At 57.5% G+C, this 17,163-nt stretch carries 13 protein-coding genes; 6 read left to right on the plus strand and 7 right to left on the minus strand.

Annotated features, from left to right (window positions below):
- Positions 1-19 precede the first annotated feature (19 nt).
- Genes BBA90_RS17445 through BBA90_RS17455 form a run of 3 tightly spaced genes read right to left on the minus strand, consistent with a single transcriptional unit; the run spans position 20 to position 3,803 of the window.
- On the minus strand, positions 20-1,264 hold the full coding sequence (locus BBA90_RS17445) for a c-type cytochrome (protein WP_065650245.1): 1,245 nt from the start codon (positions 1,262-1,264) through the stop codon (positions 20-22).
- Between the two features lie 4 nt (positions 1,265-1,268).
- Positions 1,269-3,038: a GMC family oxidoreductase gene (locus BBA90_RS17450; protein WP_065650246.1), complete on the minus strand. Its 1,770-nt coding sequence runs from the start codon at positions 3,036-3,038 to the stop codon at positions 1,269-1,271.
- 33 nt (positions 3,039-3,071) lie between these two features.
- Positions 3,072-3,803, minus strand: coding sequence for a gluconate 2-dehydrogenase subunit 3 family protein (locus BBA90_RS17455; protein WP_065650247.1), 732 nt, complete (start codon positions 3,801-3,803; stop codon positions 3,072-3,074).
- A 652-nt stretch (positions 3,804-4,455) separates the two neighbouring features.
- Between BBA90_RS17455 and BBA90_RS17460 the strand changes: the two genes are divergently transcribed.
- Positions 4,456-5,958, plus strand: a complete 1,503-nt coding sequence (locus BBA90_RS17460) for a helicase HerA-like C-terminal domain-containing protein (RefSeq protein WP_065650248.1) — start codon at positions 4,456-4,458, stop codon at positions 5,956-5,958.
- A gap of 23 nt (positions 5,959-5,981) precedes the next feature.
- A complete protein-coding gene (locus BBA90_RS17465; protein ID WP_065650249.1) occupies positions 5,982-7,259 on the plus strand; it encodes a DUF445 domain-containing protein in 1,278 nt (425 codons plus the stop codon).
- 296 nt (positions 7,260-7,555) lie between these two features.
- Here the strand turns inward: BBA90_RS17465 and lptG are convergent, their stop codons facing one another.
- Positions 7,556-8,632: an LPS export ABC transporter permease LptG gene (lptG, locus tag BBA90_RS17470; RefSeq protein WP_039382335.1), complete on the minus strand. Its 1,077-nt coding sequence runs from the start codon at positions 8,630-8,632 to the stop codon at positions 7,556-7,558.
- Positions 8,632-9,732, minus strand: a complete 1,101-nt coding sequence (gene lptF / locus BBA90_RS17475) for an LPS export ABC transporter permease LptF (RefSeq protein ID WP_065650250.1) — start codon at positions 9,730-9,732, stop codon at positions 8,632-8,634. The genes lptG and lptF overlap by 1 nt, the downstream gene beginning before the upstream one ends.
- A gap of 265 nt (positions 9,733-9,997) precedes the next feature.
- Between lptF and pepA the strand changes: the two genes are divergently transcribed.
- From pepA to BBA90_RS17495, 4 genes are all read left to right on the plus strand, one after another.
- Positions 9,998-11,509 carry a leucyl aminopeptidase gene (gene pepA, locus BBA90_RS17480; RefSeq protein WP_039382329.1) on the plus strand — a complete coding sequence of 504 codons (1,512 nt, stop codon included), beginning with the start codon at positions 9,998-10,000 and terminating at the stop codon, positions 11,507-11,509.
- Between the two features lie 352 nt (positions 11,510-11,861).
- On the plus strand, positions 11,862-12,320 hold the full coding sequence (locus BBA90_RS17485; protein ID WP_065650251.1) for a DNA polymerase III subunit chi: 459 nt from the start codon (positions 11,862-11,864) through the stop codon (positions 12,318-12,320).
- Positions 12,321-12,325: 5 nt separating this feature from the next.
- Positions 12,326-15,181, plus strand: a complete 2,856-nt coding sequence (locus tag BBA90_RS17490; protein WP_065650252.1) for a valine--tRNA ligase — start codon at positions 12,326-12,328, stop codon at positions 15,179-15,181.
- 67 nt (positions 15,182-15,248) lie between these two features.
- The gene (locus BBA90_RS17495) at positions 15,249-15,755 is read left to right on the plus strand and encodes a GNAT family N-acetyltransferase (protein ID WP_065650253.1); all 507 of its coding nucleotides are present in this window, start codon (positions 15,249-15,251) and stop codon (positions 15,753-15,755) included.
- Positions 15,756-15,765: 10 nt separating this feature from the next.
- On the opposite strand, the gene miaE is transcribed toward BBA90_RS17495, so the two are convergent.
- Both miaE and rraB read right to left on the minus strand, forming a co-directional pair.
- Positions 15,766-16,527 (minus strand): tRNA isopentenyl-2-thiomethyl-A-37 hydroxylase MiaE, encoded by a 762-nt coding sequence (gene miaE, locus BBA90_RS17500; protein ID WP_065650254.1) that lies wholly within the window; start codon positions 16,525-16,527, stop codon positions 15,766-15,768.
- Between the two features lie 55 nt (positions 16,528-16,582).
- The gene (gene rraB, locus BBA90_RS17505; RefSeq protein ID WP_039382316.1) at positions 16,583-17,008 is read right to left on the minus strand and encodes a ribonuclease E inhibitor RraB; all 426 of its coding nucleotides are present in this window, start codon (positions 17,006-17,008) and stop codon (positions 16,583-16,585) included.
- Positions 17,009-17,163 lie beyond the last annotated feature (155 nt).

Consider the following 17,163-nt stretch of genomic DNA (forward strand, 5'->3'; position numbering starts at 1 on the left):
GGGCGTTCCCGTATAGCGGTTAATGCAGGGTTTTGCGGACGTCGGCGACCTGCTCTTTGGTCACGGCCGCGGCGCGGTTGCTCCAGCCCTGGCGAACGAAGGTGGCGAGCTGTGCGACCTCTTCGTCGCTCAGGCGCTGGCCGAAGCCCGGCATCGCCAGCGTTGACGGCGCTTTAGCCGTTGAAGGCTGCTGCGCGCCGACGAGGATCGTGTGGATCAGCCCCGTCGGATCGCCTGCGTTCACGATCGTTGCCTGATCCAGCTCGGGAAAGATCCCCGGCGCACCCTTGCCGGTCACGAAGTGGCAGGCGCCGCAGTTGTCGAGATAGAGACGCTCGCCTTCGCTCAGGTTCTTCGCGGCCGTCAGTTTCGCTTCGGTCTGCTGCTGCGCCTGCACGTTGTAGGCCTGCAGCGGCGGATTACCGCCGAGGAACTTCAGGTATGCGGCAATCGCTTTCAGATCGGCGTCGGTCATATGGGAGCTGGAGTGCTCAATTACCGACTTCATCTCACCGCCTACCGCAGCTTTATCGTTCCGCCCGGTCTGCAGGTAATCGATCACCTCCTGCTCGCTCCAGTGCGGCATGCCGCGCAGCGACGGCACATCCCAGTTATTCAGGCTGCCGCCGGCGAGGAAAGTTTTGTCGCTGCTGTCGAGCGATTTCTCATTCATGCCGAGACCGCGCGGCGTGTGGCAGCTGCCGCAGTGGCCAAGACTCTCGACGATATAGGCACCGCGATTCACTTCAGCAGAAGCGCCGCCAATCGGCTGAAACGGCTTGTCGGAGGTAAACGCCCAGTTCCAGAAGCGCATACCCCAGCGCTGGCTGAACGGGAAGCTCAGCTTCGTCTCCTGCGGCTGCTCGCTGCTCGGCTTTACGCCCTTCATAAAGTAGACCCAGAGCGCGTGCATATCGGCATCGCTGATCTTCGCGTAGTCCGGATACGGCATGGCCGGATAGAGGCGTGAGCCATCCGGCAACACGCCTTTACGTACCGCGTCAGAGAACTGCTGTTCGCTGTAGTTGCCGATGCCGTGCGCTTTGTCCGGCGTGATGTTGGTGGAGTAGATCGTGCCCAGGTTCGACTCAATCGCCAGCCCGCCCGCGTAGGCCGCTTTACCTGCCACGCTGTGGCACGCCATGCAGTCACCCAGCCGCGACAGATACTCGCCCTGCTTAATCAGGGCCGCTTCATCTTCCGCCTGCGCCTGCAGCGCCACGCCGCTCAGCGCCAGCGCTGCCAGTAATGCTAATTTTTTCATCTGCTTATGCCTGTACCAGTGGGCCGGGGTTCTTCAGATACTGCTCTTTGATCGCCTGCGCCGCCATCAGGGTGATCGCACCGATGGTATCGGTCGGGTTCGCCTGGAAGTTTTGCGGGAAGGCGTTGCCGCCCGGCACAAAGACGTTATGCACGTCCCAGCTCTGCAGGTATTTGTTCAGCGCCGAGGTTTTCGGGTTATCGCCCATCACCGCGCCGCCCACGTTGTGGGTCGAGACATATTTGGTGAGGTCAAAATCAGCGCCCATCGGCAGGAAGCTCATGCTCATGCTGTCCGGGTTCAGCTCTTTGGCAATGTCGCCCACGATGCCTTTCAGATGCTGCTGCAGCTTCAGCTCGTTCTCTTTCCAGTTAAAGGTCATACGCAGCAGCGGGTTGCCGCGATGATCGGTGTAGTGCGGATCGAGATCGAGATAGATATCGCGATAAGACTGGCAGGTGGTGGTGATGCTGATCTTCATCGAATGGTTGTACCACTGCTCCAGCCCCTCTTTGTATCCCATGCCCCAGGCAGGCGTGCCTTTCGGCAGCGCAGCGGCCATCGGCGTACCGGTCGCCTGCGAGCTGTGGATCTTGGCGCCGCCGAGGAAGCCGAGGCCCGGGCCGTCAAAGTTGCCTGGCGAGATGTCATTGAACATCTGGCCGGTCGCGCCGGCGGTGGCGTAAGAGTTAAAGTTCTTATCTTTAAAGAACAGCGTGGCGCCGCCGTTGGAGAGAAACGCATAGTTGCGCCCTACCACACCCTCTTCGGTGATCGGGTTATACGGCTTGCCGATACCGGATAGCAGCATCAGACGCACGTTGTAGAGCTGGAAGCTGGAGAGCACCACAATTTTGGCTGGCTGGAATACTTCGTTGCCATCCACGTCGTAGTAGATCACGCCTTTTGCGGTTTTGCCATCCTCGTGCAGCACGACTTTAACCACTTCAGCGTTCACTTCGTAGGAGAAGTTCGGCAGACGCTTCAGCGCATCCATCACCGCCGTCTGCGGTGATGCTTTGGAGTAGTTCAGGCACGGATATTTTGAGCAGTAGCCGCAGTAGTTGCACGGTGCAATCTGGTTGCCGTAAGGGTTTTTCCACGCGCGCGATACGCAGGCTGAAGGGTTCGGGAACGGGTGATAGCCGAGCTTCTTCGCCGCCTCTTTAAACATGACGTTGTTGAGCGTGTCGTCCAGCGCCGGCAGCGGGTAAGGCTCTGAGCGCGGCCCTTCAAACGGATCGCCGCCTTCGAGGATCTGACCACGCAGGTTACCGGTAGTGCCGGACTGCCCGCAGATCAGCTCAAACTTATAGAAGTAAGGCTCAATCTCTTCCCAGCTGAACGGGAAGTCCATAACGCGCATATCATCCTGCAGAATGCCCGGCTTATACGCCTGATCAACATAGGTTTTCAGTTTGATATCGGTCGGGGTCGGACGGATCAGTACTGCCGTCCAGTGCATACCTGCGCCGCCCACGCCGGTGCCGGGTGCAAAGGCGCCCCATTTGCGGGTAGGCAGTGCAGTCTGATCCATATTGTAACGCACCGTCACCGCCACCTCTTTCGGCGTGGCGAAGACTTTGTTACGTACGTTATAGGCGTATTCATCGGCCGGCTTCGGGTAGGCGAAGTCGGGATAGTCGCGCTCGCCGCCGCGCTCCAGCGCGCGCACCTCGAGTCCGGCCAGCGCCAGCTCGATACTCATCAGCGAGCCGGCCCAGCCGAGGCCGCATACAACGACATCGACTTCTTTTTTTGTAATCTGTGCCATGTTAATTCTGTCTCACATACCAAATAGGGAAATTCAGGCGCGCTGGCCCAGCAGGCTGACCGGCCCGAGCGGATACGGCACGTTGTGCTGCTTCACCCATTCGGTAAAGCTGGCGCGGGCGCCCGGGAAGCCGATAGCGATCCACGCTTTCATGCCTTTATTGCCGCCATACATCGGGTCGGCAAGATAACCATGTTTGGTATCAGCCAGCAGCTGGCTGAAGAACTGTGAGGCTTTCAGCGCCGGCTCGCCCAGCGCCGCAAAATCGAGACCATCATTCTTGTTGATACGGGTCAGCACGGCATCTTTCTCTTCCGTGCTCAGCTCGTGGAAGGCTTTCTGATAGGTCGTCTGCGTCCACTGATCCACCAGCTTGATGGCGGTGCGGTACATCTGCTGCGGCGTAAACGGGATCTGATACCCCATGGTCGCCGGGGCGTGCACATCAAACGGTCCCTGCAGATAGATTTCTGCACCGAACTCCGGCGTGTGCAGCTGCTGGTCGATAAAAATCGGCACGTTGGTTTCCAGCGCGCCGGGCGCCTTGCCGCTGCCGCCAGCCGGGATCAGACGGTCGGTTGCTGCCAGGATAAACTGCCATTCACTGGCGCTGAAAAAGATCGGTTTATAATCGGCGAGTTCCGGCGCGGCCATTTCTGCCGCCTGCGCGGCGGTAACGCCTTTTAATAGCAGGTCGCTGACCGGCAAAGCCAGCAGCGCCCCGAGTAAAAATTTACGTCTGGTGGTGGGTTTTTCTAACAGCATGGCGCGACAATTCTCACTAGCTAAGAAAGATAATTTATATTTTTGTTAATGACGTTATAAATCGGCAAACAAGCGGGCAATCTTATGGATACAAATATTTCAGGATGTAAAAATTAAATTAAAAATGTTTTTTAAATGAAGAATGGTTATTTTTTTGCGGTGTACACGGTACATAGCAGTGCCACTTATTAACTGAAATTGTGGTTTAAACCCGCTAAAAGCAGGGGTTTTTAGCGCTTTATCTTGATATAACGCTGAAAGCGCTGCATTGAAGAAATAATCGCCCGGCGCAACTGTTGAAAATAAATCACGCTTAAAAGGCAGTTATTGTGAGCGTAAATATTCAGCTTTGTTAACTTTGAGCCAGATTTCTCTCTATCTGCGTTTTATTTATCCAGCTGGCGTATAAAAATCAGGCACAATAATTAATTTCGGGTATTAATTTTATATTCTGGCAATGCTCAGCATAAACCGGCTTATTGATGTGGTACCGTCTGTCTTTATTTGCCGGGAGGATGACGTTGATCCCAGCGCCCGCATCTTTGCCTGTAACCTTCCGGTGGCCTCTGCTTTTTCAGGCGATCAGTTGCGCTACCGCAGGCTGCGCTTGCTATCCTTGGTGTCATAACGCATTGCTGAAGAGCGAGAGATTATGACCACTCCCCTGCTGATTGCTCAAACCCCCGATATCCGGCTGTCGCTGCTCCCGGCGATGGCAAACCGTCACGGGCTGATCGCCGGCGCCACCGGCACCGGTAAGACCGTTACGCTGCAGAAACTGGCAGAATCCTTTTCACAGGCTGGCGTGCCGGTGTTTATGGCTGACGTCAAAGGTGATTTAAGCGGCATTGCCACCCCCGGCAGCGCCTCTGAGAAACTGCAGGCGCGGCTGGCGCAGATTGGCGTCAGCGACTGGCAGCCGCACGGCAACCCGGTGATGCTATGGGATATCTTCGGCCAGCAGGGCCATCCGGTACGTGCCACCGTTACCGATCTGGGTCCCCTGCTGCTCGCCCGTCTGCTGGGGCTGAATGAGGTGCAGTCGGGCGTGCTGCAGATTATTTTCCGCATTGCGGACGATCAGGGACTGCTGCTGCTCGATTTCAAAGATTTGCGCGCCATGACGCAGTATATCGGCGATAACGCCAAAGCCTTTCAGACGCAGTACGGCAACATCAGCAGCGCATCCGTGGGTGCGATCCAGCGCGGCCTGCTGGCGCTGGAGCAGCAGGGAGCAGAGCATTTCTTCGGTGAGCCGATGCTCGATATCCGCGACTGGATGCGCTGCGACGAGCAGGGACGCGGCTATATCAATATTCTCGCAGCCGAAAAACTCTATCAGCTGCCCAAACTCTACGCCACCAGCCTGCTGTGGCTGCTGGCGGAGCTGTATGAGCAGCTGCCGGAAGCGGGCGACCTGGATAAACCGAAAATGGTGTTCTTCTTCGATGAGGCGCATCTGCTGTTCAGTGATGCGCCGCTGGTGCTGCTGGAAAAGATTGAGCAGGTGATCCGCCTGATCCGCTCCAAAGGCGTTGGCGTCTGGTTCGTGACGCAGAACCCGTCAGATATTCCGGATAAAGTACTGGGCCAGCTCGGTAATCGCGTGCAGCACGCCCTGCGCGCCTTTACGCCGCGCGACCAGAAAGCGGTAAAAAGTGCCGCTGAAACCCTGCGCGCTAATCCGGCGTTCGATGCCGTAACGGCGCTTCAGGCGCTCGGTACCGGTGAGGCGCTGATCTCTTTCCTCGATGAGAAAGGCAGCCCATCCATCGTGGAACGCGCTATGGTGATTGCTCCCGGCTCACGCATGGGGCCGCTGACGCAGGATGAGCGCAACGCCCTGATCAACCACTCGCCGCTTTATGGCAAATATGATGAGGAAGTCGATCGCGAGTCAGCCTTTGAGCGGCTGCAGCAGGGCGTCGCCACTGCACCGCAGCAGTCGGCGGCACCGGACGTTAAAGGCGCTGACGTGAAGGTTGAGAGCGGTATTCTCGGCGGCCTGAAAGAGATTCTGTTTGGTACCACCGGACCGCGCGGCGGTAAACGCGACGGCGTGGTGCAGAGCGTGGCCCGCAGCGCAGCGCGCCAGGTGACCAGCCAGATCGTGCGTGGCGTGCTGGGCAGCCTGCTCGGCGGTCGCCGCCGTTAAGGACTCTCTGCTAAGATCGGGTTATGGATAAATATCAACAACTGAAGCGCAGCAAACAGCTGGCGCTGGCGCTGCTGCTGGCGGCAGCGGCAACCTTTATCGTTACGCTGTTTCTGCCACCCAATTTCTGGGTACTGGGCGTTAAAGCGATCGCGGAAGCGGCCATGGTCGGCGCACTGGCCGACTGGTTTGCAGTGGTGGCGCTGTTTCGCCGCGTGCCGCTGCCGCTGATTGCGCGCCATACGGCCATTATTCCGCGTAACAAAGATCGCATCGGCGAGAACCTTGGTCGCTTTGTACAGGAGAAGTTTCTCGATACCGATTCGCTGCTGGCGCTGATCCGCCGCAATAATCCGGCACAGCTGCTGGCGCAGTGGCTGAACGCGCCGGGCAACGCCGATCGTGTAGGGCGTCATCTGCTGCAGGTCATGCGCGGCTTTCTCGATCTCACTGACGATGCACGCATTCAGCAGTTTATGCGCCGTGCCGTGCATCGCGCGCTGGATAAGGTCGATCTGACGCAGTCCAGTGCGATGATCCTCGACAGCCTGACTAAAAATAACCGTCATCAGGCGCTGCTGGATGCGGCGATTGAACAGCTGCTGCAGCTGCTGCACAAACCCGGCACGCGTGAGTTTATCGCCCTGCAGATTGTGCGCTGGCTGAAGCGTGAACATCCGGTTAAAGCCAAAGTATTGCCGACCGAGTGGCTGGGCGAGCACAGCGCCACGCTGGTGGCTAACGCGGTGGATTCGATTCTCGATGAAGTGGCACGCGATCAGGGGCACGAGCTGCGTCTCGGCTTTAACCGTGCGGTGCAGCGGCTGATTGACCAGCTGAAAAACGATCCGGAGATGGCGGCGCGCGCAGAGTCAGTTAAGCAGTGGCTGAAAGAGGATGAGTCGCTGAATCGCTATATCGGTGAGCTGTGGCAGGATCTGCGCGCCTGGCTGAAGCGCGATCTCAGCAGCGATGATTCCCGCGTGCAGGAGCGGGTACGGCTGGCGGCGCTGTGGCTGGGAGAGACCCTGCTGGCCGATGAGGCGTTACGCAGTTCGATGAATCAGCATCTGGAGGATGCGGCGCGCAGCGTGGCACCGGAGTTTGCTGCTTTTCTGACGCGTCACATCAGCGATACGGTGAAAAGCTGGGATGCACGTGATATGTCACAACAGATTGAGCTGAACATCGGGCGCGATCTGCAGTTTATCCGCATCAACGGCACGCTGGTCGGCGGCACCATTGGCCTGCTGCTTTATCTGCTGTCGCAGTTGCCCGCGCTTCTGCAGACGCTGCGCTGACCGGCAGAGGCTGAGCCAGGGCGCCATGATTAACCCAGGGTGCCATGATTAACCCAGGGCGCCATTAATGGCGCCCCTACAGTGCTGCTCGCAGAGGGCGCATTAATGCGCCCCAGGTTCAGGCCAGAAACCAAACAAGCAGGATGCCATAAATAACCCAGGGCGCCATTAATGGCGCCCCTGCGTTTATCTGTAGGGGCCTCATTAATGAGGCCCTGGCGCATAAATGCGCCCCTGGTTCAGGCCGAATACCAAAAAATAAGGGCGCCATAAATGGCGCCCTGGATCTGTCCCGCTTAGCGTCGTTTCAGCAGCAGATAGAGGCTGATAGCGAAGAAAGCGCCGCTGGGCAGGATTGCCCCCAATATTGGCGGCAGGCCGTAGACCAGGCTCAGCGGACCAAAAATCTGATCCAGCACGTAGAACAGGAAGCCGAAGCTGATCCCGGTCACCACGCGCACGCCCATCGATACGCTGCGCAGCGGGCCGAAGATAAAGGAGAGCGCCATCAGCATCATGACCGCCACGGAGAGCGGCTGGAAGATTTTACCCCACATATTGAGCTGATAACGGCCCGACTCCTGTCCGCTCTGCTTCAGATATTTGCTGTAGTTATACAGCCCGCTGATTGAGAGCGCATCCGGGTCCAGCGCCACCACGCCCAGCTTGTCCGGCGTCAGGTTGGTTTTCCACTCGCCGTTCAGGCTCTGCGAACCGGTGATCTGCTTTGGATCGGTAAGGTCTGACTCATCGACCTGTGCCAGCTCCCACCGTTTACGCGCCTGATCCCAGGTCGCGGTGGCCGCATAGCGCACGCTCTGCAGACGGCGGGCGTCGTTAAAGCGGTAGATGCTGACACCATCAATCTCATTGTCGCCTTTAATGCGTTCAATATAGATGAAGTCGTTGCCATCCTTCGCCCAGAGGCCGTTCTGCGTGGAGACCAGCGATCCGCCGTAAAGCTGCTGCGCACGGAAATTACGTGCCATCTGCTCGCCCTGCGGCGCTACAAACTCACCGACGGCCATGGTCAGCAACACCAGCGGGATCGCGGTTTTCATGACGGAAAGCGCCACCTGCAGGCGGGTAAAGCCGGACGCCTGCATCACCACCAGCTCGCTGCGCTGCGCCAGCGTGCCCAGGCCCAGCAGCGCGCCAAGCAGCGCCGCCATCGGGAAGAAGATCTCGATATCTTTCGGCACGCTCAGCAGGGTGTAGTAGCCCGCGTCCAGCGCGGAATACGCGCCCTGCCCGGTTTTGCGCAGCTGATCGACAAACTTGATAATGCCCGACAGCGACACCAGCATGAACAGCGTCATCATGATGGTGTTGAAGATGGTTTTACCGATATAGCGGTCAAGAACCTTAAACATCACACCGACCCTCCGCGGCTGAAACGCGCCCGCAGACGACGCATCGGCACGGTATCCCAGGCGTTAAGCGCGACTGCCAGTGCCAGATACGCGATGTTGACGGTCCACATCCAGATCGCCGGATCGAAGCGCCCTTTGGCCGCATTGGAGCGCAGCGAACTCTGTAGCAGGAAGAAGATCAGATAGAGCAGCATCGCAGGCAGCATCGACAATACGCGGCCCTGACGTGGATTGACCACGCTAAGCGGCACCACCATCAGCGCCATAATCAGCACCGAGAAGACCAGCGTCAGACGCCAGTGCAGCTCGGCCTGGAACTGCGGCGTTTTGGTGTTGATCAGCGTAAGCAGATCGGCCTGATCGGCATCGTTAGGATCGAGCGTCGCTTCTTTGTAGCCCACTACCGCCTGATAGTTCACAAAGTCAGTGATGCGGAAATCACGCAGCAGCGCGGTGCCCTCAAAGCGGGTACCTTTATCCAGCGTCACCACCTGTGAGCCATCTTTACGCTGCTCCATATGGCCGCTGTCTGCCAGCACCACCGACGGACGCGCGTTGCCTTTGGGCCGCAGCTGCGCCAGGAAAACGTTGCCGAAGGTGTTGCCTTTCACATTCTCGACAAACAGCACGGTATTACCGTCGCTTGAGGTCTGGAACTGTCCCGCAGCCAGCGCAGCAGCGCCCGGGTTAGCCTTGGCATTCTGCGTAACCTCATCCTGATAACGCGATGACCAGGGGCCGAGCCAGATAACGTTGACCGCCGCCACCAGCGAGGTCATCAGCATCAGGATCATCGCCGCTTTAACCAGTAACCCTTTACCCAGACCGCAGGCGTGCATCACCGTAATTTCACTTTCGGTGTATAGCCGGCCCAGCGTCATTAAAATCGCCAGAAACAGGCTTAAGGGTAAAATAAGTTGCGCCATTTCAGGCACACCGAGTCCTAACAAGGTCAGAACCAGATTTGTGGGGATTTCGCCATCCACCGCTGCCCCTAAAATCCTGACTAACTTCTGACAAAAGAAGATCAGCAGCAGGATAAACAGGATAGCCAGCTGGCTTTTGAGCGTTTCCCGAACCAGATATCTAATAATGATCACGCTTAGTACGCCTGTGAAAACTTGTCTTTTTGCAGGAAAATCGCTAGTTTCAACGCTTATCAGCCATTTTTCTTCATCAATGGCCGTATTGGTCGCTAAAATGGTCTGTTAATGCGTCAGGGTGGTGAAAAAACATCACATTGTCACCCCACTCATTATGACCAGCGGCGTTAAATTGTCATGGCGTCGCGCCAAATAATGGGTGACGAACGCGCTACATTCTAACGACAGCTACGGCCGTTGTCTTTAAGATTCAGGAGAGTGCATGGAGTTCAGTGTAAAAAGCGGCAGCCCGGAAAAACAGCGGAGCGCCTGCATTGTTGTAGGCGTTTTTGAGCCGCGCCGTTTATCGCCCATTGCCGAACAGCTGGATAAAATCAGCGACGGCTATATCAGTGCGCTGCTGCGCCGTGGCGAACTGGAGGGCAAAGTCGGTCAGACGCTGCTGCTGCACCATGTGCCGAATATTCTCTCTGAACGTATTCTGCTGATTGGCTGCGGCAAAGAGCGCGAGCTGGACGAGCGTCAGTATAAGCAGGTGATCCAGAAGACCATTAATACGCTGAATGACACCGGCTCCATGGAAGCAGTCTGCTTTCTGACCGAGCTGCATGTTAAAGGCCGTAATACCTACTGGAAAGTGCGCCAGGCGATTGAGACCTCGAAAGAGGCGCTCTACAACTTTGATCAGCTGAAAAGCAATAAAGTTGAGCCGCGTCGCCCGCTGCGCAAGCTGGTGTTCAATGTGCCAACGCGTCGCGAACTCACCAGCGGTGAGCGCGCCATCCAGCATGGCCTCGCCGTAGCAGCCGGTGTGAAAGCAGCAAAAGATCTCAGCAATATGCCGCCAAATATCTGTAATGCGGCCTATCTCGCCTCGCAGGCTCGCCAGCTGGCGGATGCTTACAGCAAAAACGTCACCACCCGCGTTATCGGCGAACAGCAGATGAAAGAGCTGGGCATGAATGCCTATCTTGCGGTCGGCGCCGGTTCGCACAATGAGTCGCTGATGTCGGTCATTGAGTACAAAGGCAACAGCGATCCTGACGCGCGTCCGATTGTGCTGGTGGGCAAAGGGCTGACCTTTGACGCCGGCGGTATCTCTATCAAGCCTGCTGAAGGCATGGATGAGATGAAATATGATATGTGCGGCGCGGCCTCGGTTTATGGCGTAATGCGCATGGTGGCAGAACTCAATCTGCCGCTGAACGTGGTAGGCGTGCTGGTGGGCTGTGAAAACATGCCGGATGGCCGTGCGATGCGCCCAGGCGATGTCCTGACCACGATGTCAGGCCAGACCGTTGAAGTGCTGAACACTGACGCTGAAGGCCGTCTGGTACTGTGCGACGCCCTCACCTACGTTGAGCGTTTTGAGCCTGAAGTCGTGATTGACGTGGCGACCCTGACCGGTGCCTGCGTGATTGCGCTGGGTCACCACGTCAGCGGCCTGCTTTCGAATCACAACCCGCTGGCGCATGAGCTGATCAGTGCTTCTGAGCAGTCAGGCGACCGCGCGTGGCGGCTGCCGATGGCCGATGAGTATCAGGAGCAGCTGGAGTCGAACTTTGCCGATATGGCGAATATCGGCGGACGTCCGGGCGGTGCAATCACTGCGGCCTGTTTCCTGGCCCGCTTTGCACGCAAATATAACTGGGCGCACCTCGATATCGCCGGTACCGCATGGCGCTCCGGTAAAGCCAAAGGCGCTACCGGGCGTCCGGTGCCGATGCTGTCGCAGTTTCTGCTGAACCGTGCAGGCCTGAACGGCGACGATTAATCGGTATTGCGCGTCCTGTGGCGGCATTTCCCCCGTAGGGGCGCCATTCATGGCGCCCGGTTTGATGCGCGTGCGGAACGTGATGACGCCATTCATGGCGCCCGGGGTTGATACGCATACGGGACGTGATGACGTCCAAACGGTGCGGTGTTTGACCAGGGGCGCATTAATGCGCCCCCTGTGGCGGCATTCCCGTAGGGGCGCCATTCATGGCGCCCGGGGTTGATACGCGCACGGGACGTGATGACGTCATTAATGGCCCCTCTGCGATTGATACCGGCCTTAATATTGGACGCACGCCGCGCGCTGAAGCACAATGCTCTCTGTTGTTACTGATGGAATTTAGCCCGCCATGAAAAACGCCACCTTCTATGTTTTAGAGTCAGAAAGCGCCAGTGATGGCCTTAGCGCGATTGAAGCGCTGGTGTGCGATCTGGCTGCTGCCCGCTGGCGTGAAGGTAAACGCATTCTGATCGCCTGTGAAAGCGAAGCGCAGGCGAACCGGCTTGATGAGGCGCTGTGGCAGCGTCCGGCAAACGCCTTTGTGCCGCATAATCTGGCCGGTGAAGGTCCGCGTTATGGTGCGCCGGTAGAACTTGCCTGGCCACAGCGGCGTAGCAGCGCGCCGCGCGATCTGCTGATCAGCCTGCTGCCGGCGTTCGCAGATTTTGCCACCGCTTTCCATGAAGTGATAGACTTCGTACCGTATGAAGAATCCCTGAAACAACCGGCGCGCGATCGCTATAAAGCCTATCGCAGCGTTGGTTTCCAACTGAAAACGGCGCCACCACCCCCGCCGCAAACGACATAGCAGAAATGGACAAGACATATAACCCGCAAGATATCGAGCAGCCGCTCTACGAGCACTGGGAACAGCAGGGCTACTTTAAACCAAATGGCGATACCAGCCAGGAAAGCTTTTGCATCATGATCCCGCCGCCGAACGTCACCGGCAGCTTGCATATGGGTCACGCCTTCCAGCAGACCATCATGGATACCATGATCCGCTATCAGCGCATGCAGGGTAAAAATACCCTGTGGCAGGCGGGCACTGACCATGCCGGTATTGCGACGCAGATGGTTGTGGAGCGTAAAATCGCCGCTGAAGAGGGAAAAACGCGTCAGGATTATGGCCGTGACGCCTTTATCGATAAAATCTGGCAGTGGAAAGCGGAGTCCGGCGGCACCATCACCCGCCAGATGCGCCGCCTCGGCAACTCCGTGGACTGGGAGCGCGAGCGCTTCACTATGGATGACGGCCTCTCCAATGCGGTGAAAGAAGTGTTTGTGCGCCTCTACAAAGAGAACCTGATCTACCGCGGCAAACGCCTGGTAAACTGGGACCCTAAACTGCGCACCGCTATCTCCGATCTGGAAGTAGAAAACCGCGAAAGCAAAGGCTCGATGTGGCATATCCGCTATCCGCTGGCGGATGGCGCGACCACCGCAGACGGCAAAGATTATCTGGTTGTCGCCACCACCCGTCCGGAAACCCTGCTGGGCGATACCGGCGTTGCTGTTAACCCGGAAGATCCCCGCTATAAAGATCTGATCGGTAAAGAGCTGATCCTGCCGCTGGTAGATCGCCGCATTCCGATCGTCGGTGATGAGCACGCCGATATGGAAAAAGGCACCGGCTGCGTGAAGATCACCCCGGCGCACGATTTCAACGACTATGAAGTGGGTCGTCGTCACAAGCTGCCGATGATCAACATTCTGACCTTTGACGGCGATATTCGCGCCCGGGCAGAAGTGTTCGACACCAACGGTGAAGCAAGCACCGCCTGCTCCGATGAGATCCCGGCTGCGTTCCAGGGCATGGAGCGCTTTGCCGCGCGTAAAGCGATTGTCGCTGCCGTGGATGAGGCGGGCCTGCTGGATGAGATCAAGCCACACGACCTCACGGTGCCGTACGGCGATCGCGGCGGCGTGGTCATTGAGCCGATGCTGACCGATCAGTGGTACGTGCGTACCGCGCCGCTGGCGAAAGTCGCGGTGGAAGCGGTTGAAAACGGCGATATCCAGTTTGTGCCGAAGCAGTATGAAAATATGTACTTCTCCTGGATGCGCGATATTCAGGACTGGTGCATTTCACGCCAGCTCTGGTGGGGTCACCGCATTCCGGCGTGGTATGACAATGACGGCAACGTCTATGTCGGCCGCACCGAAGAAGAGGTGCGTCAGGAGAATAACCTGGCCGCAGACGTGGCGCTGCGTCAGGATGATGACGTGCTGGATACCTGGTTCTCCTCCGGCCTGTGGACCTTCTCTACCCTTGGCTGGCCGGAGAACACCGAAGCGCTGCGTACCTTCCACCCGACCAGCGTGCTGGTGAGCGGCTTCGACATTATCTTCTTCTGGATCGCGCGCATGATCATGCTGACCATGCACTTCATCAAAGATGAGAACGGCAAGCCGCAGGTGCCGTTTAAGACCGTCTATATGACCGGTCTGATCCGCGATGAAGAGGGACAGAAGATGTCGAAGTCGAAAGGCAACGTCATCGATCCGCTCGATATGGTTGATGGGATTTCGCTGGAAGCGCTGCTGGAGAAACGTACCGGCAACATGATGCAGCCGCAGCTGGCGGAAAAAATCCGCAAGCGTACCGAGAAGCAGTTCCCGGACGGCATCGTGCCATCAGGCACGGACGCCCTGCGCTTTACGCTGGCCGCGCTGGCCTCAACCGGACGCGATATCAACTGGGATATGAAGCGTCTTGAAGGCTACCGCAACTTCTGTAATAAGCTGTGGAACGCCAGCCGCTTTGTGCTGATGAATACCGAAGATCAGGACTGCGGGCAGCAGGGCGGCGAGCTGAAGCTGTCGCTGGCGGACCGCTGGATCCTGAGCGAGTTCAACCGCACGGTGAAAGCGTACCGTGAGGCGCTGGACAGCTATCGCTTCGATATCGCGGCCAATATTCTCTATGACTTCACCTGGAACCAGTTCTGCGACTGGTATCTGGAGCTGACCAAGCCGGTAATGAACAGCGGCAGCGAAGCGGAGCTGCGCGGCACGCGTAACACGCTGGTAACGGTGCTGGAAGCCCTGCTGCGTCTGGCACACCCGATTATTCCGTTTATTACGGAAACTATCTGGCAGCGCGTAAAAGTGCTGAAAAACATCGATCATGACACCATTATGCTGCAGCCGTTCCCGCAGTATGACGCGGCGAATGAGGATGCCGCAGCGCAGGCAGACATTGAGTGGATGAAACAGGCGATTGTCGCGGTACGTAATATCCGTGCTGAGATGAACATCGCGCCGAGCAAGCCGCTGGATGTCCTGCTGCGCGACTGCTCCGCTGACGCACAGCGTCGCGTGGAAGAGAACCGTAACTTCCTCTCCCGTCTGGCGCGTCTTGCGAGCCTGACGATCCTGCCGGCGGGCGAGAAAGGCCCGGTCTCTGTGACCAAAATCGTTGAGGGAGCAGAACTGCTGATCCCGATGGCCGATCTGGTCAACAAAGAGGCGGAGCTGGAGCGTCTGGCGAAAGAGCTGCTGAAGCTGGATGTTGAGATTGAGAAGATCCAGACCAAGCTGGCGAACGAAGGCTTTGTGTCGCGTGCACCGGAAGCGGTGGTCGCGAAAGAGCGCGAGCGCGTGGCGGAGATGGAGCAGTCAAAAGCAAAACTGATTGAACAGCAGGGCGTGATTGCGGCATTGTAAGCGCTTAAGACCTGTTCGCTAACCGAAGCCGGGCTCTGCCCGGCTTTTTTATTACCGGAATTCTGCCATGAGCACCCTCACCTCACTGAATCTGCAGGTCCGTCCGATCTGCGCCGCGGACAACCTGCCGATTGCACAGGTGATCCGCACGGTGTCAGCCGAGTTTGGCCTGACCGCGGATAAAGGCTATACCGTCGCCGATCCTCAGCTTGATCGCCTGTTTGAACTCTACAGCACGCCTGCAAGCGCCTACTGGGTTGTGGAGCTGGAGGGCAAGGTTGTGGGCGGCGGCGGCATTGCGCCGCTGGCGTGCAGCGCACCCGATATCTGCGAGCTTCAGAAAATGTATTTTCTGCCGCAGGTGCGCGGGCGCGGTCTGGCACGTGAGCTGGCGCTGCGCGCGCTGGAGTTTGCTCAGGCACAGGGATTCCGCCGCTGCTACCTGGAAACCACAGCCAGCCTGACGCGGGCGATTGCGCTTTATGAAGCGCTGGGATTTACGCATATTGACCGCGCCATGGGCTGTACCGGTCACGTCGATTGCGAAGTGCGGATGCTTAAAACGCTGGCGTAGAGAGCCCTATTCAGAACGCAGGCACGCCGCTGTGAAAACGCAGTTCCGCATCCGGCTCGCCGATCAGGCGCGCTTCCGCCGCGCCGATCGCCTGTACGCGCGGTGTAATATCGCGCGGCGAGATCTGCGCCGCCAGCGCAAGATAATCCTGATAGTGACGCGCTTCTGAACGCAGCAGCGAGATATAAAACTTCTCCAGCTGCGCATCCAGATGCGGTGCCAGACTGGCAAACCGTTCGCAGGAGCGCGCTTCAATATAGGCGCCGCAAATCAGCTTATCCACCAGCGTATCGGGCTCATGGGTGGTGACTTCACGCAGCAATCCTTTGGCGTAGCGGCTGGCGGTGATTTTGCGGTAAATCAGGCCTCGCGCCTGCATGATCTCCCATACCTGGTAAAAGTGGTGCAGCTCCTCTTTGATCAGCAGCACCATCTTCTCTACCATCTCATCTGCCCACGGCAGCTCGTTGCGCACGATAACGCTTTTGGTCAGATTTTTATGCGCATTAATGAAGTCGCTGCTGTGCGCTTCGCCAAAAACAAACGCCTCATAGGGTTCAAGCCACGCCAGAATGGCCTCGCCGCTCGGTTTATCCGCCACATATTTCCGGATCAGCCACACGGCGGTCTGCGCAGCTTTCAGCTCGCACACCATGTGATCGGTCAGCAGCAGCGTAAGATTTTCCGGCTTGCGCGCCTCCAGGATCCACGCCTCAGGCGTGCGGCAGTGCAGGAACTGGTGAATAGGGGCTAATAGCGGAGCGTAATTCATTGGTGGTCTTTACAGGCAGGTAAGTGAAACGGGCGACAGACGCCGCCCGGTACGATCAGTGACGGACGCCGTTATCCTCGCCGTCATCGTCCATCTCTTCATCTTCGTCTTCGTCATCTTCCGCGTTGGGATCTTCGAAGTAGGTGCCCCAGCCGTCATAATCAACGTTGTATTTGCCCACCAGGTTCACCAGCTGCTCAACCTGTGCATCGATCAGTTCAGGTTTCAGCGCAGATTCGCTGAGGATATCCACACACATCACCGTGGTGCCATCTTCCAGCTCCAGCTCTTCCGGCTCGGTGACTTCATAGCCCAGCTTAAACGCATCAACGGCGGCTTTTTCCAGCGAGTCGAAGTTGTTGCAGGAGAGATGGTGTTCAATGGTGTAGAGCGCATCCGGATCGCTTCCGTCATCCAGCAACTCTTCGATGATCAGACGCGTCTCTTCGCGCTGTTCTTCCAGCAATGCTTCGTATGCCATGGGTAAGTCCTCAAAATGGTGGCAGTGAATGCAATTATTTTCCCATACTGCCTCGCGCGCCACTACACAAAACAGAAAGTTTATTTGCGCCGGGGTTGAAAATGAATATTCATACGGTTAGATTGAATTTTAATTCATTATCGAACGGCTTACGG

Origin of the sequence: Pantoea eucrina (assembly GCF_001691555.1) — a bacterium.
GTDB classification, from domain to species: domain Bacteria; phylum Pseudomonadota; class Gammaproteobacteria; order Enterobacterales; family Enterobacteriaceae; genus Pantoea; species Pantoea borealis.